General features: G+C 66.9%; 22 protein-coding genes, 1 other RNA gene and 1 pseudogene. 4 read left to right on the top strand and 20 right to left on the bottom strand.

Translation table 11 applies throughout. The features are described 5' to 3' along the window. Positions 1–4: 4 nt before the first annotated feature. Genes F7R26_RS11970 through surE form a run of 5 tightly spaced genes read right to left on the bottom strand, consistent with a single transcriptional unit; the run spans position 5 to position 4,575 of the window. The gene (locus F7R26_RS11970; RefSeq protein WP_150992411.1) at positions 5–853 is read right to left on the bottom strand and encodes a 3'-5' exonuclease; all 849 of its coding nucleotides are present in this window, start codon (positions 851–853) and stop codon (positions 5–7) included. Then, positions 850–2,028 (bottom strand): RNA polymerase sigma factor RpoS, encoded by a 1,179-nt coding sequence (gene rpoS, locus F7R26_RS11975; protein ID WP_150992413.1) that lies wholly within the window; start codon positions 2,026–2,028, stop codon positions 850–852. Before rpoS ends, F7R26_RS11970 begins: the two co-directional genes overlap by 4 nt. 6 nt (positions 2,029–2,034) lie before the next feature. Beyond that, on the bottom strand, positions 2,035–2,889 hold the full coding sequence (locus tag F7R26_RS11980) for a peptidoglycan DD-metalloendopeptidase family protein (protein ID WP_150992415.1): 855 nt from the start codon (positions 2,887–2,889) through the stop codon (positions 2,035–2,037). A gap of 8 nt (positions 2,890–2,897) precedes the next feature. Then, positions 2,898–3,794, bottom strand: a complete 897-nt coding sequence (locus F7R26_RS11985) for a protein-L-isoaspartate(D-aspartate) O-methyltransferase (protein ID WP_183035013.1) — start codon at positions 3,792–3,794, stop codon at positions 2,898–2,900. Positions 3,795–3,822: 28 nt separating this feature from the next. Next, complete coding sequence (gene surE / locus F7R26_RS11990) at positions 3,823–4,575, bottom strand: 5'/3'-nucleotidase SurE (protein ID WP_150993121.1); 753 nt, start codon at positions 4,573–4,575, stop codon at positions 3,823–3,825. Between the two features lie 232 nt (positions 4,576–4,807). On the opposite strand from surE, the gene F7R26_RS11995 reads away from it, so the two are divergent. After that, positions 4,808–5,782, top strand: coding sequence for an NADPH:quinone oxidoreductase family protein (locus tag F7R26_RS11995; RefSeq protein ID WP_150993125.1), 975 nt, complete (start codon positions 4,808–4,810; stop codon positions 5,780–5,782). Positions 5,783–5,889: 107 nt separating this feature from the next. On the opposite strand, the gene F7R26_RS12000 is transcribed toward F7R26_RS11995, so the two are convergent. After that, positions 5,890–6,948: a porin gene (locus F7R26_RS12000; protein ID WP_150993119.1), complete on the bottom strand. Its 1,059-nt coding sequence runs from the start codon at positions 6,946–6,948 to the stop codon at positions 5,890–5,892. Between the two features lie 262 nt (positions 6,949–7,210). Here F7R26_RS12000 and F7R26_RS12005 point away from each other — a divergent pair, with 262 nt between their 5' ends. Then, positions 7,211–7,909 (top strand): response regulator, encoded by a 699-nt coding sequence (locus tag F7R26_RS12005; protein WP_150993117.1) that lies wholly within the window; start codon positions 7,211–7,213, stop codon positions 7,907–7,909. Next, on the top strand, positions 7,906–9,357 hold the full coding sequence (locus F7R26_RS12010; RefSeq protein ID WP_241754307.1) for a sensor histidine kinase: 1,452 nt from the start codon (positions 7,906–7,908) through the stop codon (positions 9,355–9,357). The genes F7R26_RS12005 and F7R26_RS12010 overlap by 4 nt, the downstream gene beginning before the upstream one ends. A 7-nt stretch (positions 9,358–9,364) precedes the next feature. Here the strand turns inward: F7R26_RS12010 and F7R26_RS12015 are convergent, their stop codons facing one another. From F7R26_RS12015 to F7R26_RS12080, 14 genes and pseudogenes are all read right to left on the bottom strand, one after another. After that, positions 9,365–10,093: a hypothetical protein gene (locus tag F7R26_RS12015; RefSeq protein ID WP_150993115.1), complete on the bottom strand. Its 729-nt coding sequence runs from the start codon at positions 10,091–10,093 to the stop codon at positions 9,365–9,367. A 9-nt stretch (positions 10,094–10,102) separates the two neighbouring features. Next, positions 10,103–10,261 (bottom strand): annotated as a pseudogene (locus tag F7R26_RS41730) (DUF2975 domain-containing protein); the annotation flags it as partial. A 148-nt stretch (positions 10,262–10,409) separates the two neighbouring features. After that, positions 10,410–11,201, bottom strand: coding sequence for an ABC transporter permease (locus tag F7R26_RS12025; RefSeq protein ID WP_043347500.1), 792 nt, complete (start codon positions 11,199–11,201; stop codon positions 10,410–10,412). A 63-nt stretch (positions 11,202–11,264) separates the two neighbouring features. Next, positions 11,265–12,077, bottom strand: a complete 813-nt coding sequence (locus F7R26_RS12030) for an ABC transporter ATP-binding protein (protein WP_150993113.1) — start codon at positions 12,075–12,077, stop codon at positions 11,265–11,267. A gap of 198 nt (positions 12,078–12,275) precedes the next feature. Further along, entirely contained in the window at positions 12,276–13,322 is a 1,047-nt protein-coding gene (locus F7R26_RS12035) for an ABC transporter substrate-binding protein (protein WP_150993111.1), read from the bottom strand. A gap of 231 nt (positions 13,323–13,553) precedes the next feature. Then, on the bottom strand, positions 13,554–14,591 hold the full coding sequence (locus tag F7R26_RS12040; RefSeq protein WP_193692068.1) for a Bug family tripartite tricarboxylate transporter substrate binding protein: 1,038 nt from the start codon (positions 14,589–14,591) through the stop codon (positions 13,554–13,556). A gap of 134 nt (positions 14,592–14,725) precedes the next feature. Then, positions 14,726–15,694: a hydroxymethylglutaryl-CoA lyase gene (locus tag F7R26_RS12045; protein ID WP_150993109.1), complete on the bottom strand. Its 969-nt coding sequence runs from the start codon at positions 15,692–15,694 to the stop codon at positions 14,726–14,728. Next, positions 15,691–16,887 carry a CaiB/BaiF CoA transferase family protein gene (locus F7R26_RS12050; protein ID WP_150993107.1) on the bottom strand — a complete coding sequence of 399 codons (1,197 nt, stop codon included), beginning with the start codon at positions 16,885–16,887 and terminating at the stop codon, positions 15,691–15,693. Before F7R26_RS12050 ends, F7R26_RS12045 begins: the two co-directional genes overlap by 4 nt. A gap of 204 nt (positions 16,888–17,091) precedes the next feature. Then, positions 17,092–17,997 (bottom strand): LysR family transcriptional regulator, encoded by a 906-nt coding sequence (locus tag F7R26_RS12055; RefSeq protein ID WP_043347514.1) that lies wholly within the window; start codon positions 17,995–17,997, stop codon positions 17,092–17,094. Between the two features lie 52 nt (positions 17,998–18,049). Next, positions 18,050–18,664 (bottom strand): recombination mediator RecR, encoded by a 615-nt coding sequence (recR, locus tag F7R26_RS12060; protein ID WP_150993105.1) that lies wholly within the window; start codon positions 18,662–18,664, stop codon positions 18,050–18,052. Beyond that, positions 18,661–18,978: an antibiotic biosynthesis monooxygenase family protein gene (locus F7R26_RS12065; RefSeq protein ID WP_150993103.1), complete on the bottom strand. Its 318-nt coding sequence runs from the start codon at positions 18,976–18,978 to the stop codon at positions 18,661–18,663. The genes recR and F7R26_RS12065 overlap by 4 nt, the downstream gene beginning before the upstream one ends. A gap of 18 nt (positions 18,979–18,996) precedes the next feature. Further along, on the bottom strand, positions 18,997–19,329 hold the full coding sequence (locus tag F7R26_RS12070) for a YbaB/EbfC family nucleoid-associated protein (RefSeq protein ID WP_006157727.1): 333 nt from the start codon (positions 19,327–19,329) through the stop codon (positions 18,997–18,999). Between the two features lie 82 nt (positions 19,330–19,411). After that, positions 19,412–21,721, bottom strand: coding sequence for a DNA polymerase III subunit gamma/tau (locus F7R26_RS12075; RefSeq protein WP_193692069.1), 2,310 nt, complete (start codon positions 21,719–21,721; stop codon positions 19,412–19,414). 93 nt (positions 21,722–21,814) lie between these two features. Beyond that, complete coding sequence (locus tag F7R26_RS12080) at positions 21,815–24,325, bottom strand: adenosylcobalamin-dependent ribonucleoside-diphosphate reductase (RefSeq protein WP_150983339.1); 2,511 nt, start codon at positions 24,323–24,325, stop codon at positions 21,815–21,817. A 116-nt stretch (positions 24,326–24,441) separates the two neighbouring features. Here F7R26_RS12080 and ffs point away from each other — a divergent pair. Then, positions 24,442–24,540, top strand: an RNA gene (gene ffs, locus F7R26_RS12085) — signal recognition particle sRNA small type. Positions 24,541–24,716: the final 176 nt, after the last annotated feature.

Here is a 24,716-nt window from a genome sequence, read left to right on the forward strand (position 1 = left end):
ACGCTCAGATTTCCGGCTCTTCGTCGTCATCGCCGCCGGCATACACCGGCTTGATGCGGAAGGACTGGAGGTATTGGATCCACTGGGAGCCCGGCAACTCGGCGAGCGACTCCTGCACGAACTCGATTTCGGTATCGAACTGCTTCGGCGTCAGGCCGCCGCGCATCAACTGGAAGCGGCAGTACACCAGGTAGGTATTGACGACGTCGGTCTCGCAGTAATCGCGGATCGCGGGCAACTGGCCGTCCTGGTAGGCCTGCCAGACCTTGCTGCCGTCCATGCCCATCTTGCCGGGAAAGCCGCACAGCTTGGCAAGATCGTCCAGCGGTGCACTGGCACGCGGCTGGTACATCGCCAGCAGGTCCATCAGGTCCAGGTGCCGCATGTGGTAACGACTGATGTAGTTGTTCCACTTGAATTCGCGGCTGTCGGACTCGCTGCCGTCGCCCATTTCCCAGTAGCGCGGCGCCACGATGCCATGCACCAGCCCGCGGTAATGCAGCACGGGCAGGTCGAAGCCGCCGCCGTTCCACGACACCATCTGGGGCGAATAGCGCGCCACCAGGTCATAGAACTTCTGGATCAGCACCGCCTCGCCGTCTTCCAGCGTGCCAAGCGAGCCCACGTGGAAAACCGGTGTGCCGTCGCGCTGGTTACGGCGCAGCACGCAGGAAATGGCCGCGATGCGCTGCAGGTAGTGTGGCAGGAAATCGGTGCCGTTTTTCTCGCGGCGGGCCGCGAAAGCATGTTCGGCGACCTCGGCATCGGTCATGGAATCGGGATGGTCGTGCAGACGACGCAAACCATCGACATCGGGAATCGTCTCGATGTCGAATACCAGCACAGGTGTCATAGAACAGCGTCCTTGCGCACGCCTTGCGAAGCAAAATGGCGTTTGAGCTTGACCAGCGCCTCTTGCTGGATCTGGCGCACACGCTCGCGCGTCAGCCCCATTTCCTCGGCAAGCTCTTCCAGCGTGGCCGGCTCGATGTGATTAAGCCCGAAGCGGCGCTCGACAACATAGCGGTGCTTTTCGGACAAACGCGCCAACCATTGTTTCATCAGGTTTTCCAGCTCGCGGTGGGCGACTTCCTGGTCGGGCGCGGCGTTGTGCTCGTCCGATAGGAAATCAAGCAGGCTGGATCCGGGATCGAGATCGAATGGCGTGTCGAGCGAGGTGGTGTGCTCGTTGAGCGCGAGCACGTCTTGTATTTCGTCAGGGGTCTTGCCCAGCAGGTGGGCAATGTCTTCCAGGCTGGCATCGCGGCCGTCGGTGCCGCCCTTTTCCAGATGGCGCTTGGCGCGCAACACCTGGTTGAGTTCGCGGATGACGTGCACCGGCAGGCGTACGGTGCGCGCCTGGTTCATGATGGCGCGCTCGATGCTCTGGCGGATCCACCATGTGGCGTAGGTCGAGAAACGGAATCCGCGGGAAGGGTCGAATTTCTCGATGGCATGCATCAGGCCGAGATTGCCTTCCTCGATCAGGTCCAGCAGCGGCACGCCGCGATTGAGGTAGCCCTTGGCGATGCTGACCACCAGCCGCAGGTTGCGCTCGATCATGACCTGCCGCGCCGAGAAATCGCCGCCCTTGGCCAGGGTGGAAAAATGCAGTTCCTCCGGCGCGGACAGCAGCGGCTTGATGCTGATGCGATTCAGGTAATGCTGGACGGTGTCGGCTGCCAGTTCGGTGTGCAGCACGGTGCGGAAGTCGTCGTGATCGGGCGCGGCCGGCTCGGCTGCGGCCTCGCCCTCTTCTTCGTCCTCGGACTCTTCTTCGTCCTCGTCGCGGGCCTGGCGCTCGACTTCCTCGACCATCAGGTCGGCCTCGCGCAGGCCTACTGCCGTACCCGTGGTGATGGGCTCATCGGTGAGCGGCACCAGGTCGGCGGCCGGGTCCTGGCCGTAGGCCTCGGAATCTGCATCGGCATCGGCTTGCGCCACGCCAGTGGACTGCTGCAACTCCGGCTGCTTGGGACGCCGAGCGCGGCTGGTGCTTCCGGTGGAGACAGTTTTCTGGCGTGGCATGAACCCTCACTGTGGCGGCAGATACCGCATCGGATCGACTGGTTTCCCGTTCTTGCGTACCTCGAAATGCAGCTTCACACGATCGGTGTCACTGTTACCCATCTCTGCAATCTTTTGTCCCTTGCGGACCGTTGCCTGCTCCGTCACCAGCACCTTGTCGTTGTGGCCGTACGCAGTGAGATATGTATCGTTGTGTTTGATGATGACAAGATTCCCGTAGCCGCGCAAGGGGCCAACGTGAATCACGCGGCCATCGTCGGCTGCCTGCACCGGATCGCCCTTTTTGCCAGCAATATCGATGCCCTTGTTGCCTTTTTCGTCGAAACGACCGATCAACTGGCCGGTGACCGGCCAAGCCAGCTTGATCGAGCCATCGGCGGCGGGCGCGGAGGCCGCCGCCACGGGCGTGGAAGCCCCGCCAGCTGTGGCTGCCGGCGGAACCGGCGTGGGCACAGGCCGCGCCTGGTCGATCGGCTGGCCCTGCACGGCGCCCGGCGTCACCGGCATGGTGGCTACGCCGGAGCCCGCGTTGACGTCGGCGCCAGGAGGCGCCACGCGCAACAATTGACCCACTTCGATCTGGTTGGCGTTGGCCAGCGAATTCCAGGCCGCGACATCGCGATAGGACTGACCGTTCTCGAGCGCGATTCGATAAAGCGTATCGCCTCGCTTGACGCGATAGTATCCCGGCGGCGCGGGTTCCAGCGGGACGACACCGGCGACGCCGGCTCCGGAGGTTCGGTCCACCACGGGCGCCGGCATGGGCGAGGAGGCGCAGGCGGCCAGCAGGGCCAGCAGCAGGGAGGCGGTAGCGAGCTGCCCGGCGCGGGCGAAACGTTCCGTATTCACGATATTGTGCATAGTTCGACTCAGATAGTGCCCGATTTTAATGGCACAAAGAAAACGGCTTCAAGCGCGGTCCGGTGAAATCGATGCCGGTTACGCCGCTCGATCAACAATAATTGCTGTGTGACGGTCTGCCCGGGCCCGCCGGCGGACGGAGGCACCGCCACAGGCGCAATCAGCCGCCCGCCAATGGCAAGCTGCTCCAGCAACGCCTGAGGCACCTCCATGCCGGCCGCCGCCAGGATAATCGACGAAAACGGCGCCGCCTGGGGTAAACCCAACATGCCATCGCCATAGTGCAGGCGCAGGTTTGGCACCCGCAGCGGCCGCAAGTTCGCCTTGGCTTGTTCGTGCAGCGGACGAATCCGCTCGATGGAGAACACTTCCCGCGCCACCAGGCTCAGCACGGCCGCCTGATAGCCGCAGCCGGTACCGATTTCCAGCACACGCTCCAGCGGCTCATCCGCGCCGAGGCCATCGCGCAGCAGCTCGATCATGCGAGCCACCACCGACGGCTTGGAGATGGTCTGCTGGTGGCCGATCGGCAACGCCGCATCTTCATACGCCTGCGATGACAGGCCGGGCTCGACAAACAGGTGGCGCGGGATAGTGGCAATCGCGTCGAGCACGCGGTCGTCGCGGATGCCGGCCGCGCGCAGCCGCGCCGCCAGCGCGCCACGCGCGCGTTCCGAGGCCATGCCGCCGCCGCCCGCCGTGGCGGCACTGGCACGCGCCTGCACGGCGCTCGCTCCCGGGGTGGGCGCAGCAGGCGCCTTGGCCGCGCGTGATTTGGCTGCCATCGCCGCGCCGCGCGCGCCGCCCACCGCAGGCATGCCAGCGGTACGCGCCGGCGCGGGCTTGCGCTCGACCACCGCGTCCAGCGACAGGGGAAATTTTGGGCGACGCGGGACGGAACTCATGACGGCCGGCTACTACGCGGGCAAGAGCTTATGCCAGCCACTGGTTGATCTGCTCGAGCTGCCCGCGATGAGTCAGGTCCAGCTGCAAAGGTGTCAGCGACACGAAGCCTTCGCCGGTGGCATGGAAATCCGTGCCCTCGCTCGCATCGCGCGCATCGCCGGCGGGGCCGATCCAATAGTTGGTATCGCCGCGCGGGTTGACCTGCGTGATCACCGGCTGGGACGGATGGCGCTTGCCAAGCCGGGTGGCGCGGTAGCCTTTGATGTGTTCAGACGGCAGGCTGGGGATATTGACGTTGAGCAGGAACGGCTCGGCCGAGGGCCTGGCGATATAGCGCTCGACAATGTCGCGTGCCACGCGCGCGGCGGCATCAAGATGCGTCCAGCCCTTGTCCACCTGCGAAAAGGCGATCGAGGGAATGCCGAGCAGGAAGCCCTCGATGGCGGCGGCGACGGTGCCGGAATACAGTACGTCCTCGCCCATGTTCTGGCCCTGGTTGATGCCGGACACCACCAGGTCGGGTTTCTCGTCTAGCAGACCTGTGAGCGCGATATGCACGCAATCGGTCGGCGTGCCGTTGACGAAGCGGAACCCTTTCTGCACGCCCTCCCGGGCTTCATAGATGGACAGTGGCCGCTGCAAGGTCAGCGAGTTGGAAGCACCGCTATGGTTTTGCTCGGGTGCAATCACCGTGATGCGCCCCAGCGGCGCCAGCGCGGCATGTAGCGCGGCTAGCCCCGGCGCCAGGTAACCGTCATCGTTTGCGAGGAGGATATGCATGGCCGGGATTGTACCTGACAAGGCTGCTGCAAGCGGCCTGTCCGCAGCGCAAATCCTGCCGCAAAACCAGTACCCGGCGGCGGCTCGCCAGCTTGTAACAGAACGACCGTGCTATTTTGCGCTACACTTGCCCGGGCCTGCCTGGCGCAACTGGCATGGACCACGCGTGCACCGCGCATGCACCCTTTTGCGCCATCTTCTGCCGGGCATCGAACATATCACCGGAGACATGATGAAAGCCGTACTTTGCAAAGCCTGGGGCCCGCCTGATTCGCTGGTGCTCGAAACCCTGCCTGACCTGGTGCCCGGCGCGGGCGAAGTCGTGATCGATGTGAAGGCGGCTGGCGTGAATTTCCCCGACGTCCTCATCATCCAGAACAAATACCAGGCCAAGCCGCAACTGCCCTTCTCGCCAGGCTCGGAACTGGCCGGCGTGGTCAACGCGGTGGGCGAAGGCGTGACGCACGTCAAACCCGGCGACAACGTGATCGCCTACCTGGGCAACGGCGCCTTCGCCTCGCAGGCCAAGGCCCCCGCCGCCGCCGTGGTGCCGATGCCGCCGGGCATCGACTTCGAGACCGCCGCGGCATTCACCCTCACCTATGGCACCTCGCACCACGCGGTAATCGACCGCGGTGAGCTGAAAGCGGGCCAGACCATGCTGGTGCTCGGCGCTGCCGGCGGCGTGGGCCTGGCCGCCATCGAAATCGGCAAGGCCATCGGCGCGCGCGTGATCGCAGCCGCCTCCACCGACGAAAAGCTCGCGGTCTGCAAGGACCATGGCGCCGATGCGCTGATCAACTACAGCACCGAAGACCTGCGCGAACGCGTGAAGGCGCTGACCGATGGCCGTGGCCCCGACGTCATCTATGACCCGGTGGGCGGCATCTACGCCGAGCCGGCGTTCCGCTCGATCGGCTGGCGCGGCCGCTACCTGGTGGTGGGCTTTGCCAATGGCGAAATCCCCAAGCTCCCGCTGAACCTGGCGCTGCTCAAGGGCGCCTCGCTGGTGGGCGTGTTCTGGGGTGACTTTGCGCGGCGCGAGCCCAAGGCCAATCAAGCCAACATGGCTCAGATGCTGGGCTGGATGAAGGAAGGCAAGATCCGCCCGCACATCTCCGCGCGCTATGCGCTGGAGCAGGCGCCGCAAGCCCTGAAAGACATGGAAGCCCGCAAGGTCACCGGCAAGATCGTCATCGTGCCCTGACTTGGCGCGCCTCTGGCGCCGTGCAAGAGTAAAAAAGCGCCTGGTGCCGTAGCACCAGGCGCTTTTTTCTTGCTCTGCGGCGCTTCACGCAGCCATCACTGCGTGCATCAGAAGCGATGCTGCAAGCCGGCGGTCACCCCCACCTGGTTGTTTGCATAACCGATGAAGTCCCGGGACAAGCTCACGTTCTGCCCGTTGCGCGCCTTGGCATAGCCGCCGGACAGGTAAGCCGTGGTGCGCTTGGACAGCGCGTACTGGGCGCGCACCGAGAACAGGATCGGATCGGCATCGCTGCCGCCCTTGATATTCTGCTTGTAGACCGCGCCATACAACGTGAACGCCGGCGTGAAGTCATACGACGCGCCGCCCCAGTACATATCGCTGCGGTGAGACGCGGCTGCCGTGGTGAAGGTCCGCTTGTAGTTGCGGTAGCCCGCGTAGAGCTTCAGGTCGCCGAAGTCATAGCTGGCGCCAGCGTGGATGCCCTGAATGTAGTCCGTGACATCGGCGGGCGTGGTGCTGGTGCCTGCGCCGTTCTGGCGGTCCCAGGTGGCGGCCGCGGCAAAGCCGCCCGCACTGTAGCCCACGCCGAGATCGTACTTGGACGAGCTCTTGAAGCTGCCGGCCACTTCGCCCAGCGCCACCGTGGCGCCCAGCTTCACGCCACCAAACGTGCCGTCGTAGCGGATCGCGTTGGACGCGCGCGAGAACAAGCCATCCTTGCGGTCGCCCGTAGCGGTCGCCGAGGTCGCCCACGAATAGTTCGGCGCGTAGCCCATCGGGTCGAACGGCAGCATGAAATCGTAGGTGGTGGTGAAGGTGCGGCCCAGCACCACTTGGCCGTACTTGCTGGACAAGCCAACAATGGCGCGCCGATCGAACAGCGTGCCATCGGAATCCAGCCGGCCTGTATCGATGGCGATGCCGCTCTCCAGCTGGAACAATGCCTTGAGCCCACCGCCAAGGTCCTCGCTGCCGCGCATGCCCCAGCGCGACGTGTTCTTTCCGCCCGAGGTCATCTTGACCACCGAACCATTCGGGCCGGCATGGCTGGCGTATTCAATGCCGGCATCCATGATGCCGTACAGGGTCACGCTGGATTGCGCCGCAGCGCCACCGGCCAGGCTCATGCCGACTGCTGCCAGCGCGATCGATTTCAGCTTCATGCTGTCTCCTATTGTGATTTGTGACTTGTGATTGTTGTGGTGATGTCCGGGCAGGCCCCCGGGATGGCACGCATGGTATGGCAGGCGCACTTTCAGTTCGCTTTCGAAATTCGACGGATTTCATCGCCGCGCCGGCGTTCGGGATTGGGAGTTTCCCTAGCTTCAAAGCCGGGCCGGATACCTGTATCTCTCAGCGCGGCCCGCGTTCGCGGCCCTCCTCCGCTTTTACCGATTTCACCCGGGCGCCCTGCCCGCCAAGAGAATGCGAATCCTGCTCGTTGAAGACAATGTGATGCTGGCGAATGCCCTGGCCGAGGCGCTCAGCCAGGCGGGCTTCACCGTGGACTGCATGCACGATGGCCGCGCGGCCGATCACCTGCTCTCGACCCAGGACTACGCGCTGGTCATCCTCGACCTGGGCTTGCCCAAGCTCGATGGCCTGGAGGTGCTGCGGCGCCTGCGGCAACGGCGCAATGCCATGCCCGTGCTGATCCTGACCGCGCACGGCTCGGTCGAGGACCGTGTGAAGGGGCTCAACCTGGGTGCGGACGACTACCTGTCCAAGCCGTTCGACCTGTCTGAGCTGGAGGCCCGCGCGCGCGCGCTGATACGCCGCAGCTTTGGTCACGAGAGCACGCAACTGCAATGCGGCCCGCTGAGCTATGACGGCATCAGCCGCGCCTTCGTGCTTGGCGGCGAGCCCCTGGCGCTGACCCGGCGAGAACGCGCCGTGCTCGAGGTGCTGATGCTGCGCGACGGGCGCGCTGTCAACAAGGAAGCCATGTCGGAGAAGATTTTCGGCATCGACGAATCGGTCAACCCGGACGCCATCGAAATCTACGTGCACCGCCTGCGCAAGAAGCTCGAAGGCAGCGGCGTGGCCATCGTGACCCTGCGCGGGCTGGGCTACCTGCTCGATGCCTGCGCACAAGCGGACATGGCCGCGCCGGCGGCCCGATGAAAGTCCCGAGCCTGCGCCTGCAGCTGTCGCTCTGGCTGCTGCTGCCGTTGCTGGCCCTGCTGGCAATGGACGCATGGATGACCTATCACCGTGCGATGGACGCCGCCCACGTGGCGTTCGACCGCACGCTGGAAGCCTCGCTCAAATCGATGCGCGAAGGCATCCGCCTGCATGAGGGCCGCTTCGCCATCGACGTGCCTAACCTGGCGCTGGAGATCTTCGAGTCCGAGGCCGGCAGCCGGATCTACTACGTGATTCGCGACGAGCACGGCGCCACGCTGACCGGCTACGACGACCTGCCGATGCCGGCCACGCCAACGCAGCCGCTCTACAAGACCGTCTTCTACGACGCCGTTTTCCGCGGCGAGCCGGTGCGCATGGCAGCGCAGCCGCTGCCGGTGCGCGACATGCCGTCGGGGCAGGCGCGGCTGGTCTGGGTGCTGGTCGGCGAGACCATCGAGCCGCGCCAGTCGCTGGCGCACGAGATCCTGGCCGGCTCGCTGCAACAGGAAATGGTACTGGTCACGCTGGCGCTGGGCATCGTGTGGTTCGGCGTGCGGCGCGGCCTGCGGCCGCTGCACCGGCTCAGCGCCACGGTAGCCGAGCGTGGCGCCGACGACCTGGCGCCGCTGGAGCAAAAAGACCTGCCCGCCGAAATGAAGCCCCTGGTCGAGGCGATCAACCAGTACGTCGCGCGCCTGCACCGCATGTTGCTGGCGCGCAAGCGCTTCTTTGCCGATGCCGCCCACCAGTTGAAGACCCCGCTGGCCATCATGCAGGCGCAGTCGGAACTGGCGCTGCGCGAGCGCGACGGCGACCGCATCCTTCGCCACTTGCGGCCGCTGCACGATACCGTGCGCCACGCCGCCAAGGGCGTGCAGCAACTGCTTTCGCTATCGCGCCTGGAACCGGACAGTGGCTACGCGCCGGCATTGCTGCCCTTACGCCTGGATACGCTGGCCAGGGACTTGGCCCTCGAATGGGCACCGGTGGCACGGGCAGCCCAGGTCGACCTGGGCTTCGAAGCCGATGCGCCGGTGCAAGTCCTGGGGCAAGCGGAACTATTGCAGGAATTGGCCGGCAACCTCGTCGATAACGCGATCCGCTATGCCGGCCCCGGCGCGCAGGTGACGGTCCGCGTGGCGGGTCCGGAGAACCAGCCGTTGTTGCAAGTGGTGGATAGCGGCCCGGGCGTTCCCGACGACGAACGCGACAAGGTATTCCAGCGCTTCTATCGCGGCGAATCCCCCCCGGCGCAGGATGGCAGCGGCCTGGGCCTGCCGATCGTGCGCCAGATTGCGCGCGCCCATGGCGCCACGGTGGCGCTTGAGGAAACCCCCGGTGGCGGCCTGACCGTCAGCGTGCGCTTCGCGGTGCCTGCGGTGGCAGGCACCGGGGCCGGGAAGTGGATCGGCCAAGGCCGCGCAACGACGCCAGAATCCTCTTGAATGGCCTCTAGGGCGGGCAATTGGCCGGCAGCGCCAGCTCCTGCCGAAACGGATCGACCTTCAGGCTTGGATCCTTCATGCGCAAGCAGTAAGTCCCTGCAGCACCGCGCACGCGCGCGGTGCGATTCGTGCCCACCTGCGACTCGACAAGGGCTTCGCCCTGCGCGGCCGCTGCCATGCCCGCGGCAAGCCGCTGCGCAGGCGAGGCCACCGCGTCAGAGGCCGCGCGCTCGAAGACGGCCTCGCCCCGCTGACGACTGCGGGCGATATTGTCCCGCGCAACGCCAGTGGCAGATGCCGGATCTGCGGAGCGCGTCGGTGCCAGCGGCAGCATGGGCACGCTGACCGCGCTCGAACTGCGCAAAGGTGTGCCCGCCCCGGGCGGCAAAGCCATCGCCGCGACTGGCTCGCGGCCGGGCTGTCCTGCCGGCGCGGCGCGATTCACAACGGCGGACGCGCGCTCAGGCCGAGGCGCAGACAAGGCCTGCGGCTTGCGGGAGGATGCAGCAGGCTTGGCGGCGGCAGCGGGCGTGGGCAACCTGGCCTGCGGCAGCACAGCCACCCACTGCATGGCCCGCTGGTCCCGCTCGCCCGGCCGAGGCAACAAGAGCGAGGCCTGCCGTGCCGGCCAGGGCACCGGAACCAGCACGAGCCCATGCGCCACCAGCACCAGCGCCACCACGATCGACCACTGCCGGCGGCGCGTGGCGTACGCGCCGCGGTCAGCATTGCGCATCACGCTGGCTTAGACGAACTGGCGGTGTTCCTGCTCCAGGTCGCTGGCTTGGCGCAGGATATGCGCGATCACGGTAATGCAGTCAGCCAGGAACAACGCCATCACCAGGCTCAGCGTCGCCAGGCGCTGGCTGACACGGACAATGCGCGAGGGAACAGGGAGATGCATGGCGACTCCGGTGACGGTAAGCAAGTCGTGATTCTATGTGGAAATGATTGTTTCACAAACAATTTTTATTGCAAAACAATAATTTCAGCCAACTTCACCACGTCCGGCGCACGCTCGCCATCGCCCGGGCGCCAGCCCCACGGCGGGCTTACAACCGCTCGGTCTCCCCGCTCTTGGGCTGCCACTTCATCAGCCGCTTCTCCACGCTGCCGACCAGCGTATCCAGCATCAGCGCCGCCGCGGTCAGCACCACGATGCCCGCAAACACGGTGTTGATGTCGAAGGTGCCCTCGGCCTGCAGGATCAGGTAGCCGACGCCGCGCGCCGAGCCCAGGTACTCGCCCACCACCGCGCCCACGAAGGCCAGGCCGACTGACGTATGCAACGAGGAAAACACCCAGCTGGTCGCGCTCGGCAGGTAGACATGGCGCAGCAGCTGCTTGCGGTTCGCACCCAGCATGCGCACATTGGCCAGCACCACGGGGCTGACTTCCTTGACGCCTTGGTAGACATTGAAAAACACGATGAAGAACACCAGCGTCACCGCCAGCGCCACCTTGGACCAGATGCCCAGGCCAAACCAGACGGCGAAGATCGGCGCCAGGATCACGCGCGGCATCGAGTTCATCGCCTTGATATAGGGATCGAGGATGGCCGAAGTGAGCGGGCTGAGCGCCAGCCACAGGCCAACGCCAAGGCCCGCGGCCGTGCCGATGCCAAAGGCCAGCAGCGTCTCGATCAGGGTCACGCCGAGGTGGACGTAGATGTCGCGCTCGACCACGAACCAGTTCCAGATGCGCTGGGCCACCATCAGCGGCTCACCGAAGAAGAAGGCAACCTGCTGCGAGCGCGTGGCGGCATGCCAGGCACCGAGGATCACAACGAGGACGAGCAGCTGCCAGAATCGCAGCATGCCCTTGGAGTCGGGACGGAAAGCCATGGGAATCGAAACTCGAATTGAAATCAGACCGGATTGAATGGGAACGAAGTGCGCCAGGCCATCTCAGGCCACCTTGCGCTGCTGCGCGTAGCCCTTGAGGACTTCCTCGCGCAGCACGTCCCAGATGGCCGCGTGCAGCTCGATGAAGCGAGGATGGTTGCGGATCTCGGCCACGTCGCGCGGACGCGGCAGGTCGATGGCAAACTCGCCGATCGGGTGCGTGCCGGGACCTGCCGACAGCACCACCACGCGATCGCTCATGGCGATGGCCTCGTCCAGATCGTGGGTGATGAAGAGTACTGCCTTGCGCTTGGCCGCCCACAATTCCAGCACCTCGTTTTCCATCAGCTGGCGGGTCTGGATGTCGAGCGCGGAGAATGGCTCGTCCATCAGGATGATGTCCGGATCCAGTATCAGCGTCTGGGCCAGGCTCACGCGCTTGCGCATGCCGCCGGAGAGCTGGTGCGGATAGCGGTCGCCAAACCCGCCCAGGCCGACGCGGCGCAGCCAGGCCTCGCCCTCCTGCTGCGCTTCGGCACGCGCCATGCCGCGGAATTCAAGCCCGGCAATGACGTTGTCGAGCGCGCTGCGCCACGGCATCAGGGCTTCGGCCTGGAACATGTAGCCGGCGCGGGTGTTGATGCCGCGCAGCGGCTCGCCGAACACCCGTACCTCGCCGATCGAGGGCTGCAGCAAGCCGGCCCCCACATTCAGCAAGGTGGACTTGCCGCAGCCGGTCGGCCCCACCACGGAGACGAACTCGCCGGGCTGGATGTCCAGGGTGGTCTCCTTGACGGCGGTATAGCGCTGGCTGCGATCGTCGCGGGAGACGAAGGTGCAGGTGACGTTGTCGAGGGAAAGTGCGGGAGTGCTCATGGCAGGCTCTTGGCGGATACGGCGCTGAATGACGCAACGGGTGCGATGGATGCAGGCACCGCGGCTCCGCGCGATAGTAATGACGTGAAAAGCAGGTTCAGGACGGCGTACCCGATGCCATGAATGGCATCGGCAAGCGCCAATGCAAAGGCCCGCTGCACGCAGCGGGCCGCCAGCACCCAGGGCGCAGGCGATGCCTTACTTGTACTTGGCGTTCGCCTTCTGCACGAAGGTGTTGGTGAAGGTGTTTTCCAGCTTGATGGTCTTGCCCTTCAGGTCCGGGTCGAACTGTTGCAGCGTGTTGAGCGCGGTCTTGGGACCGTCGGCCGGCATGGTGCCGTCCGGCGAGATGGCTTCCTTGACCTTTTCCCAGGCGGACAGGTACAGCGCGCGGTCGCCCAGCAGGTAGCTTTCCGGCACGGTCTTGACGATGTCCGACGGGCCAGCCTTCTGCAGCCACTTGAGCGCGCGCACCATGGCGTTGGTCATGGCCTGCGTGGTGTTCGGGTTCTGCTGGATAAAGGCGGTGGATGCGTACAGGCAACCCGACGGCATATTGCCGCCGAAGACAGCCTGGGTGTCCTTCAGCGTGCGGGTGTCAGAGGCGATGTGCACTTCGTTCTTCTGGGTCAGCATCGACACCACCGGATCGAGGTTGGCCATCGCGTCGATCTGGCCGGAGCGCATGGCCGCCACCGCGCCAGCGCTGGCGCCGACACCGATGAAGGAGACGTCCGAAGCCTTCAGGCCAGCTTTTGCCAGCACGAAGTTGGCCATCATGTTGGTGGAGGAACCCGGCGCGGTCACGCCGATCTTCTTGCCCTTGAGATCGGCCACCGACTTGAAGTTGGGCATGGTCTTGTTGGAGACCACCAGCACGATCTGCGGGGCGCGGCCCTGCAGCACGAATTCCTGGTACTGCTGGCCCTTGGCCTGCAGGTTGATCGTGTGCTCGTAGGCGCCGGAAACCACATCGGCGCTGCCGCCCACCACGGCCTGCAGCGCCTTGGCACCACCGGCGAAGTCGACGATCTCGACGTCGAGCCCTTCATCCTTGAAGTAGCCGAGGCGCTCGGCAATGGTCAGCGGCAGGTAGTAGAACAGGTTCTTGCCGCCCACGGCGATGGTGACCTTGGTCTTCTCGGGCTTGCCTTGTGCCTGGGCGTAGCCGCCAAAGGTGAACCAGCCCGCAAGGAACAGCGCCAGCGCGAGCAGCGCCTGCTTCCAGAATTTCTTGTTATACATTTCTCTCTCCTACCTGATTACCCGTCAACTGCAGCGCTCGCGCTGATGCATGCCGCATGTGCTACGGCTTGCGTAGTGCCGCGTAGCGGCAAGTTGCGATGCTAGCCGATGCCGCAAAGGGCCGCATCGGGATCAACACCTATGCCACGCCGGCATCCGCGCCAGCGTGTGGGCATCGAAGATACAGGGTGAGCCTTTCGGCCGGCTTACTGCCGGCCCCGGGCACCGGCATCATTCCGCGTGGATATCGGCCGCCTTGATGACCTTGGCCCAGCGGACCAGTTCGTTGCGCTGATAGGTCGCGAGTTGCTGCGGGCCCATGAACTTCGCCTCGGCGCCGAGCTCCTCAGCCTTCTTGCGGAAGGTCTCGGTCTGCATGATGCGCTCGATCTCGCCGGCGAGCTTGTCGATGACCGGCTTGGGCGTGCCGGCCGGCGCGTACATGGCAAACCAGGACGACACATCGAGATCGGGGTAGCCGGCTTCCGGCGCGGAGGGCACGTCCTTCAGGCTGGGCAGGCGCTGCTTGCTTGTGACCACCAGCGCTCGCAGCTTGCCGCCCGCGATATGCCCCATCAGCGGCGGCGGCGTGGTGATGGTGAGATCCACCGAACCGCCCAGCAGGTCAGTCATGGCCGGGCCGGTGCCTTTGTATGGGACATGGGTGATCTGGATGCCGGCCATCTGGTTCAGCAGCTCGGTGGAAACATGCTGCAGGGAGCCATTGCCCGACGAGGCGTAGTTGAGCTTGTTGGGGTTGGCCTTGGCATAGGCCACCAGTTCCTTGAGCGTCTTCACCGGCAAGCTCGGGCGCACCACCAGTACTTGCGGCGCCGACAGGATGTTGGCGACCGGGGAGAAATCCTTCACAGGATCCCACGCGTTCTTCATCAGCAGCGGCGAGATGACCTGGTAGCCCGAGTACTGCACCATCAGGGTGTAGCCATCCGGCTTGGCGCGCGCCACCGTCTGCGCGGCAATGCCGCCCGAGCCACCGGGGCGGTTGTCCACGACCACCGGCTGGCCGAGGGCCTTGGACAGGGGCTCGGAGATCATGCGCGCGGCCAGGTCGGTCGTGCCGCCGGCAGCAGCGGACACCACCAGCGTGACCGGGCGCGTCGGATAGGAGCCGTCCTGCGCCTGTGCGGCGGAGCTGGCCAGGCCGGCGGCAGCCAGCGCCACAGCGGCGGCGAGCGTCTTGCGGCGCGCACCGGACGCGCACAGGGAAGATTGGGGACGTGCGATGGCAGATGCCGGATTGCGAGGCATGAAGTGTCTCCTGCTTGGTGCTTGTTGATCTTGGTTTTCTGTTCAGCGCCCGCCGGCCCTCGCCGTGCGGTGCGCACCCGTCCTTCGGGATTCCTGCGGCGGGCCCGCTGTCAGCCCCGCTGTCAGCCCTGGTGTCAGCCCTGCCCGGCGAAATGCTCGGCCAGCCAGGCGGGCGGCTGGTGCGTGCGCAGGCGCGTGCCCGCGCGCAGCAACTGGCTGGCGGTGTCACGCTGGACCAGCGCGGGCAAGCCAGCCACCACGTCGAGCAGGCGCGCCAGGTCCACGCCGGTGTCCACGCCCATGGCATCGAACATATGCACCAGCTCTTCGGTGCTGACGTTGCCGCTGGCGCCGGGCGCAAAGGGGCAACCACCGAGACCGCCGGCGGCGGCGTCGAAGCGGGTCACGCCCGCCTGCCAGGCGGCCAGCGCGTTGGCCAGGCCCATGCCGCGGGTGTTATGCAGGTGAATGGTGAGGCCCGCCTGCGGCAGGCTTCGCCCGAAACGCTCGCACAGCGCGGCCACCTGCGTGGGATACGCCATGCCGGTGGTGTCACACAACGTGATGCCCGCCGCGCCAGCATGGGCGAAGGACTCGGCCAGCGCCATCACGCCATCAGCATCGACCTCGCCCTCGAAGGGGCAGCCGAACACGGTCGACAGCGAAACATTGACCGGCACGCCTGCGGCGTTAGCCGCCTCGATCATTGCCAGCAACTGCGCTTGCGACTGGGCGCGCGTCATGCGCAGGTTGGCGCGGTTATGCGTCTCGCTGGCCGACATCACCAGGTTGAGCTCATCGGGCCGGCACGACAAGGCGCGCTCCAGGCCGCGCAGGTTCGGCACCAGCGCGGTGTAGCGCACGCCCGCGCCGCGCTGCATACGGTGCATGACCGCCTCGGCATCGGCCAATGCGGGAATGGCCTTGGCCGAGGTGAATGACGTGGCTTCGATGCGTGCAAAGCCACAGGCGGACAAGGCATCTAGAAAGGCGACCTTGGCATCAGTCGGCACCACGGCCGGCTCGATCTGCAAGCCATCACGCGGTGCGACTTCGTTGATCTCGATGCGGGCCGGGCCGCGCAGCATGGATGACGCACTCATGCCACGACCCCGCGTGCGCGCAGGTCAGCGATGGTGGCAGCGTCGAAGCCGGCCGCCTCCAGCACGCTGTCCGTGTGTTCGCCCAGCGTCGGCGCACGATCGTGGATGGCGCCTGGGCTGGCCGAAAGCTTGGGCATGATGCCCGGCACTTCGACGGTCAGGCCGCTGGCCGCGGTCACGCTCTCGATCACGCCGCGCGCACGGTAGTGCGGGTCTTCCGAGATGTCCTTCACGGTGTAGATGCGCCCGGATGGCACTTCGGCCTGCTTGAGCACCACCAGTGCGTCTTCCACGCTTTGCGTGCGGGTCCACGCGGTGATGGCGGCATCGATCTCGTCGACGCGTTTCACGCGGCCATCGTTGCGTGCGAGCGCCGGGTCGTCGCCCAGGTCGGCGCGGCCGATCGCGTGCATCAGGCGCTTGAAAATGGCGTCTCCGTTGGCGGCCACCAGCACGTATTCGCCACTAGCGCAGGGATAGGCGTTGGACGGCGCGATGCCGGGCAAGGCGCCGCCAGCCGGCTGGCGCACGGCACCAAACGCCGAATACTCCGGCAGCAGGCTTTCGCTCAGGTTGAACAGCGACTCGTACAGCGCCACGTCGATCACCTGGCCTTCGCCGCCGCGCGCATCGCGCTCGTACAGCGCCAGCAGCACGCCGAGCGCGCCATGCAGCCCGGCAATGGTGTCGCCCAGCGACAGGCCGGCGCGCACCGGGGCACGGCCCGGTTCGCCCGTGAGGTAGCGCAGGCCGCCCATGGCCTCGGCCACCGCGGCAAAGCCCGGCTCATCCTTCTTCGGGCCGGTCTGGCCGTAGCCAGACACGCGCACCATGATCAGGCCGGGGTTTTCCGCGCGCAGCGCTTCATAGCCCAGGCCCCATTTTTCCATGGTGCCCGGGCGGAAGTTCTCGATCAGCACGTCGGCCTCGGCGGCCAGCTTGCGCACCACCGCCTGCCCCTGCGGATTGCGCAGGTCGATGCAGATGGATTGCTTGTTGCGCGATTGCGCTTCCCACCAGACGGAGGTGTCCTCGTAAAGCATGCGCCATTTGCGCAGCGGATCGCCCTGCCCGGGGGGCTCCACCTTGACCACGTGGGCACCGAAATCGGCGAGGGTCTTGGCGGCGAAGGGGCCGGCAATCAGTTGCCCGAGTTCGAGGACCCGAATGCCTTCAAGGATCTGTCGCGCCATGGTGGGGGTGTCTCCGTGCGGTGTGGGTTACAGCGGGCATGTGCCGATGGGAAGCGCCGCGGCCGGTGCGGCTGGTGCGGCAGGCCACACGCCTTGTTTCGACGCAGTGTGCCCCAGCCGGGCGGCCGGCGGAATCGGCATTCGGAGAAGCGGGCCTTCTCGGAACGCGAAAGCCCCGAACGAGCTACGTTGTAACCCAGGGCGTCAGAACGGCGCGCGGTCGCCGCAGAGATGGGTGATGAGCAGCCGCGCCGACACTGTCAGCCCCGCGGGGTCACGCATGCCGATCAGCAGCGTGCGGCGGGCCCATGCATCCTGCAGCCCCACCAGCGACAAACCCATCGACTGCACGTGCGGCTCGGCCGCGATGCGCGGCAGCACGCCCACGCCCAGCCCCGCCATCACCATGCGGCACATGGCGTCGAAGCTGCGCACCTGGATGCGCAGGCGGAAAGGCCGGTCCAGCCGGCTGCTTTCCTCCAGCAGGCGGGCCGCCAGCGAGGTGACCTGCGGCAAGCTGACGAAGTCGTATTCCAGCGTGTCCGCGTAGCGCACGGGCCCGCGCTCGGACAGCGGATGGCCCGGCGGCGTGACCAGCACCAGTTCGTCCTGACGGTACTCCACCGTGACCAGGCCCGCGCTGGGCGTGCGGTCGGCAAAGATGCCCACGTCCGCGCGGTTTTCGACCAGCGCGGCCACGATCTCGCTGCTGTTCTGCTCTTCGAGCTCGATGCGGATGGTGGGATGCAGCGCCATGAAGGTCGCCAGGTCGTCGGGCAGGAACTGCGTGATGGCCGAGGTATTGGCGCACACGCGCACCTGGCCACGCACGCCGCTGGCATAGTCCGACATCACGCCGGCCATGCGCTCCACGTCCTGCAGGATAGTCAGCGCATGGTGGAAGCAGGCCTGCCCGGCCTCCGTCAACTGCACTCCGGCCGCGTGGCGAAAGAACAGCGGCGCGCCAACGGCGGCCTCCAGGTCGGAAATGCGCTTGCTGGCCGCCGCCACCGCCAGGTGCGACTGGCGTGCGCCGGCGGAAATGCTGCCCTGGCGGGCCACGGCCACGAACAGGCCAAGCGTGACAAGGTCGAAACGGGCGAGATTCATGCGGCTGCGGCCCCGCGCACGGACCCGGGCATGGCAATGCGATCGGGCACGGCTACACCGCGCGCCGGTCCATCACCGCGCGGGCAATGGTGCCGGCATCGACGTATTCGAGCTCGCCGCCCACCGGCACGCCGCGCGCCAGGCGCGACACCTTGAGGCCGCGCGCTTTCAGCATCTCGCCAACATAGTGCGCCGTGGCCTCGCCTTCGCTCGTGAAATTGGTGGCGACGATCACCTCCGTCACCGGGCCGCCCATGGCGGGGTCGGTGGCGCGCGCCAGCAACCGGTCCAGGTGGATCTCGCGCGGCCCGATGCCGTCGAGCGGAGAGAGCCGGCCCATCAGCACAAAATACTGGCCGCGGTAGGTCAGCGTCTGCTCGATCATGATCTGGTCGGACGGCGTCTCCACCACGCATAGCAGCGAGGCGTCGCGCCGCTCGTCCAGGCAGGTCGAGCAGATTTCCTGCTCGGTGAAGGTATTGCAGCGCGAGCAATGCTTGATGCCGTCGGCCGCGCCGCGCAAGGCGTCGCCCAGCTTGCGGGCACCTTCACGGTCGTGCTGCAGCAGGTGGTAAGCCATGCGCTGGGCCGACTTCGGCCCCACGCCCGGCAAGACCCGCAGCGCCTCGATCAGCGCCTGCAGCGAGGTCGGGGGGGCACCCTTCATGCCGCCCCCCCGGATGCAGCCATGCTCACCACCGGCAAATGATGCAGCACGGTGGGAAACGGCTCATAGAAATGATGCAGCAAGGCTTTCCACTGCTGGTACTCGGGCGAGCCGCGGAAACCCTCGGTGTGGTCTTCCAGCTTGCGCCAGCGCACTGTCAGCAGGTACTCCGACGGCTGCTCGATGCCGCGATGCAACTCAAGCCCAAGAAAGCCCGGCATGCCCGCGATGATATGACGCGCCTGCCCGAAGGCCGCTTCAAAGGCGGCTTCCTGGCCGGGGCGCACCGGCAGCACTGCGGATTCGAGAATCATGCGGGCTCCGTGTCAGGCTCAGAACGGCAGCTTGAAGCCCGGGGGCAACGGCAGGCCGGAGGTCATCGAGCCCATCTTTTCCTGCGAGGTGGCCTCGGCCTTGCGCACGGCGTCGTTGAACGCAGCGGCAACCAGGTCTTCCAGCAGTTCCTTGTCTTCGCCTTCGGCGAGCAGGCTGGGGTCGATGGAGACACGCTTGACGTCGTTCTTGCAGGTCATCACCACCTTGACCAGGCCGGCGCCGGACTGGCCCTCGACCTCGATCAGGGCAAGCTGCTCCTGCATCTTCTTCATGTTTTCCTGCATCTGCTGGGCTTGCTTCATCAGCCCGGCCAGTTGGCCCTTCATCATGGAGTGCTCCTGATTAGCGTTTGGATAGAAGTTACGGGCCGCCGCGCGTCATGGGCGCCGGCGGCCTGGCAAAAATAGGAGGTCAGGCGGCGCGCGGCTGGATCGATCCCTCCAGGATCGTGCCACCGAACTCGCGCAGCAGACCCTGCACGAAGGGATCCCCTTCGATGGTGGCCTCGGCTTCGCGCTGGCGCTCGGCGCGAGCCTGCGCATCCGCGGCGGCGGCGGTATCGGCCACCGCGCCAATCTCGCACTGCACCCGCACGTCGGTGCCGAGGTGCTCGGCCAGCGTCTGCTGCAGGCGTTCGACGACGCCGGCCTCGGTAATGGGCGCCACCGGCGCGCGCAGGTGGAAGGTACGGCCCACGACCTGGACAAGCTCGCTCTGGTAGGCCAGTTGCTGCGCAAGGCCCTTGAGCGGCAGGCTGGCGGCCAGTGCCGGCCACGCGCCGGTGAACACCGGCGGGGTGCCATCTTCGCCGGCCACGGGCGGCTTAGGCGGCGTGAGCCGCACCGGGGCCACCGGCTCGGCCGGGGCGGCTTGCACGGCAGCGGGAGCAGGCGGCGCGGCGCGCGGGGCGGGTTCGCGCCGGGGCGCGGCCTGGCGCGAGGGCATCGGCTCGGGATCGCTGTCGTACGGCCCGATCACGGGCAGGTCGGGCGGGAGGTCCTCCCAGGGCGGCACGTCGCTGCTGCCTGCGTGTTCCCACGGCGGGACGTCGTCGCTTGGGCCGCTATCGCGCACATGGCGCGCATCCGCGACGGCTTGCCGCGCTGACGCTGGCTCCCTGTGCGTTGGGGCTGCGGCCTGGGCGGCAGGCATCGAGGCCGCCGGCCTCGACACCGCAGCGGGTGGGCCGGGCGGACGCAAGGGCTGGGCCGAGGGCGGGCGCGCAGCCGGCGCAGCAGGCGCTGCGGCTGCAGGCGGCGGCATGCGCGGGCTGCCCCCTGCGCGCGCGGCGGAGGCCAGGCGCGCCGCGGCCAGCGCGGCACGGGCCGGCGACATCGGCGCCCCCGCGGCGGGAGCGGCTGCGGGCGCGACGGCTGCCGGAGCCGGGCTCAGCGTCCTTGCGGGTGCTGCCGGCGTCGGCGCCGGCACAGGTTGTTGTGCCTGGACTGGCGAGGGATCGGCGGCCGGCATCGGCGCGGCTGCACGCAAACTCGGAGCAACCGGCGCCACGGCGGCGCTGGCTGCTGCCGCATCTGCCGCAACCCGGGCCGCCGGCGCGGCGCCGCCGCGTGCGCGCGGCACCTGTTGGCCGCCACCCTGCGCCACCGCAGGTGTGGGGCTGGCCGACGGGCGGAACGCCAGCATGCGCAGCAGCGTCATGGTGAAGCCCGCGTACTCGTCGGGCGCCAGCGCCAGTTCACTGCGGCCAAGGTTGGCGATCTGGTAGAACAACTGCACTTCCTGCGCATCGAAGGCGGCGGCAAAGCGGCGCACTTCCGCGGCTTCCGGCCACTCTTCCTGGACCGAGGCGGGCACCGCCTGCGCCAACGCAATCTTGTGCAGCAGCGAGGCCAGGTCCTGCAAGGCGCCGGCAAACGACAGGCTGCGATCCGCCATGCCGTCCGCCACCGCCAGCATGGCGGCACCGTCTTCGGCGGCCAGCGCATCCAGCAACTGCACCAGGTAGCTCTGATCGATCGCGCCCAGCATGCCGCGCACGGCGGCCTCGGACACCTGGCCGGCGCTGTAGGCGATGGCCTGGTCGGTCAGCGACAGCGCGTCGCGCATCGAGCCGTGGGCGGCCTGCGCCAGCAGGCGCAGCGCATTGGGTTCGCGCACGATGCCCTCCTCGCCCAGCACGTGGTCGAGGTGGCTGACGATATGGCCCGGCGGCATCTGCTTGAGGTTGAACTGCAGGCAGCGCGACAGCACCGTGACCGGGATCTTCTGCGGATCGGTGGTGGCCAGGATGAACTTGACGTGCGCGGGCGGCTCTTCCAGCGTCTTCAGCATGGCGTTGAAGGCGTGGTTGGTCAGCATGTGCACTTCGTCGATCATGTAGACCTTGAAGCGCCCCGCCGTGGGTGCGTACACCGCCTTGTCCAGCAGCGACGCCATTTCGTCGACGCCGCGGTTGGAGGCCGCGTCCATCTCGATGTAGTCGACGAAACGCCCGCTATCGATCTCGGTGCAGGCCTTGCACACCCCGCAAGGCTGCGCGGTGATGTCGCCCGTGCCGTCCGGCCCGATGCAGTTCAGCGCCTTGGCGAGAATCCGGGACAACGTGGTCTTGCCAACGCCCCGTGTGCCGGTAAACAGGTAGGCATGGTGCAGCCGCTGTTGTTCCAGCGCGTGCGTGAGCGCGCGGACCACGTGCTCCTGGCCGACCAGCGTGGTGAAATCCCGGGGGCGCCATTTGCGCGCTAGCACTTGATAACTCATGGCGGCGATTGTAGCAAAAGGCGGCCGCCCTTCAGGCGGGATTCACGCCCGCTTCACAGCGTGGCCAGGTGCGTTGCCCTGCGCCCCAGGCCCCTAGCCACATTCCCCGACATACCCGCAGTTGGCGCACTTGGCGCAGCCATCGACCTTGTGCAGGGCATGGGCGCCGCACTCCGGGCATGGCTTGCCCGAGCGCAGCCCCATCCCGGCTGCCGGCATGCCAGCGCCACCCGCTGCCGGGGCCGCGCCACCACCGTCAACGGCACGCCCGCCGGCTCCCTCCAGCCCGGCCAGGCGGGCCGCAAGCGCCGCCACCGGCACTTGGACGCCCTCAGCATCGAGGAACCCCCGCTTGATCAGGATGCGCTGCAGGGCATAGCCGATCGCCGCCACCTCGGAATCGTGGAAGCGCGGCACCTCGGTGCCGTCCTGGCGCACCAGCGTGCCATAACGCACCGTGCCCTTATCCCACACAACACTGCGCATGTCGGCTAGTGCCTTGGCGATCGAGCCACCGGAGCGTGCCACCATCGACAGCAGCCGCATGGTGGACGTGATCCACTGCTGGCCGTCGTTGCGTTGCCCGGCCGGCATGAAAAACTCCACCGGACGCTCCACGGCCACCGGCTTGCCGTCGAGCTGGCCGGCCACACGCATGAAATTGACCGTCAGGTAGACCGTCTTGTGCCCCTCATAGGTCATGTACTCGACCTTGGACGTCACCCCTTCGAGGTCGCCCACGGGCCGGCTCGCGAATGGCTTGCGCAGCGGGTCGTCCGTCACGGCGGCCGTGGCGGGCGCAGCCGGGGCGCCGGCCGGCGGCGGCGTCACCGACAGCACCGCGCCCAGCACGCTGTTGGGGCGATAGGTGGCAAGCCCCTTCAGCCCCGCGCGCCAGGCCTCCAGGTAAAGGTTGCGGAAGGCCTCGTATGGATAGTCCTCCGGCACGTTCACCGTCTTGCTGATGCTGGTGTCGATATAGGGCTGGACCGCCTCAAGCATCTTCATATGATCGAGCGCCGACATCTGCAGCGCCGTGACAAAACTGTCGGGCAACTGCGCCGTATCGCCGCCGAGGTGGCGATAAAGGCGCCAGGCATGGTCCGCCACCTCAAACACCTTGTAGGTATCGTCCGCCATGCGCTTCTTGCGGTTGTAGGTCCACGAGAAAGCGGGCTCGATGCCGTTCGACGCGTTGTCCGCAAACGCCAGCGTGATGGTGCCGGTCGGGGCGATCGACAGCAGGTGCGAGTTGCGGATGCCATCGCGGCCGATGGCTTCGCGCACCGCCGGCGGCAGGCGCCGTGCGAAGCCGCTGGCCAGGTAGGCCTCGGCATTGAAGAGCGCAAAGGCGCCCTTCTCCCGCGCCAGCCCGGCCGATGCCAGGTAGGCTGTGTCGCGCAGGGTCTGCGCGATGCGCGCAGCCAGCGCGCGCCCCGCCTCGGCGTCATAGCGGATGCCCATCATCACCAGCGCGCTGCCCAGCCCGAGAAAGCCCAGGCCAATGCGCCGCTTGGCATGCGCCTCGGCCTGCTGCTCCGGCAACGGCCAGTAGGTGACGTCGAGCACGTTGTCGAGCATGCGCACCGCCAGCCGCACCACCTCGGCGAAGGCCTCGAAATCAAAGCGGCTGTCCGCGCCGAAGGGCTGGCGTACGAAACGGGTCAGGTCGATCGAGCCGAGATCGCAGCAACCATAGGACGGCAGCGGCTGCTCCGCGCAGGGATTGGTGGCCTCGATGCGCTCGCAGTAATAGAGATTGTTGTCGTCGTTGATGTGCGACAAAAACAAGATGCCGGGCTCCGCATGGTCGTAGGTAGCCTGCATCACCTGGTCCCACAACTGGCGCGCCGGCACACGGCGATAGGCCCACTGGCCGTCGTCACGCCGGTAAGCGCCCGCGGCGATGGTCTCCGCCGCGGGCTCGGCCTCGTGCACCAGCTCGACCTCGCCATCGGCCTCGACTGCACGCATGAAGTCATCACTGACGCCGATCGAGATATTGAAGTTGGTCAGGTCGCCGCGGTCCTTGGCGTGGATGAAGGCCTCGATATCCGGGTGGTCGCAGCGCAGCACGCCCATCTGCGCGCCACGGCGCGAACCGGCAGATTCCACCGTGGCGCAGGAGGCATCGAACACCTTCATGAACGACACCGGCCCCGAAGCGCGCGAGTGCGTGCCTCTCACCAGCGCGCCGGCTGGGCGGATCGCGGAGAAGTCGTAGCCCACGCCGCCGCCGCGCCGCATGGTCTCCGCCGCCTGCGCCACCGCGGTGTAGATGCTCGGCTTGCCGCCACGCGCCTCGGACACTGAGTCGCCCACCGGCTGCACGAAGCAGTTGATCAGCGTGGCCTCGATGCGCGTGCCAGCCGCCGAATTGATGCGCCCCGCCGGCACGAAGCCCTGCTCCTGCGCCCACAGGAAGCGCTCGGCCCATTGCGCGCGCTGGGCCTCGGGCTCAGCCTCGGCCAGCGCGCGCGCCACCCGCTGGCGCACGTCGGCGGCGGTCGCCTCCTCACCCTTGGCGTACTTCTCCAGCAGGACTTCCGTGGAGATGTCCTGGGGCGGCAGCGTGGCGCGGAGCATCTGGTCTTTGGCATTCATCGTGGATCTCGCAGGTGTCTGGGTTGCATGGCTCAATCAAGCGACTCAATCAATTTACGCAATCAATTTCGCGGAAAACCGCCGGACCCGCCCGCTCTGGGTTACAATGCCGACCGGACGGGCCTCCTCGCATGGTGGCGCGGTCAACCTGGTCAGGTCGGGAACGAAGCAGCCACAGCCGTTTTCCGCCAGTGCCGAGGGTCAGGCTCGTCCCCCTAACATCCCCCCTAGCTGTATCCGCAGCAATCCGGCCGCAGTTGTCCAGCCGCAGCTGTCCAGCAGTAACTCCCCTCGCATCATCGCGCTTTCTTCAAGTCTGCGCATCAGGCCGCCGATAGCATCGTGCTAGGCAGGGCCTCGCTGAATCCGCATCCACGCAATGCCCTCCCGT

Origin of the sequence: Cupriavidus basilensis (genome assembly GCF_008801925.2) — a bacterium.
Lineage (GTDB): Bacteria > Pseudomonadota > Gammaproteobacteria > Burkholderiales > Burkholderiaceae > Cupriavidus > Cupriavidus basilensis.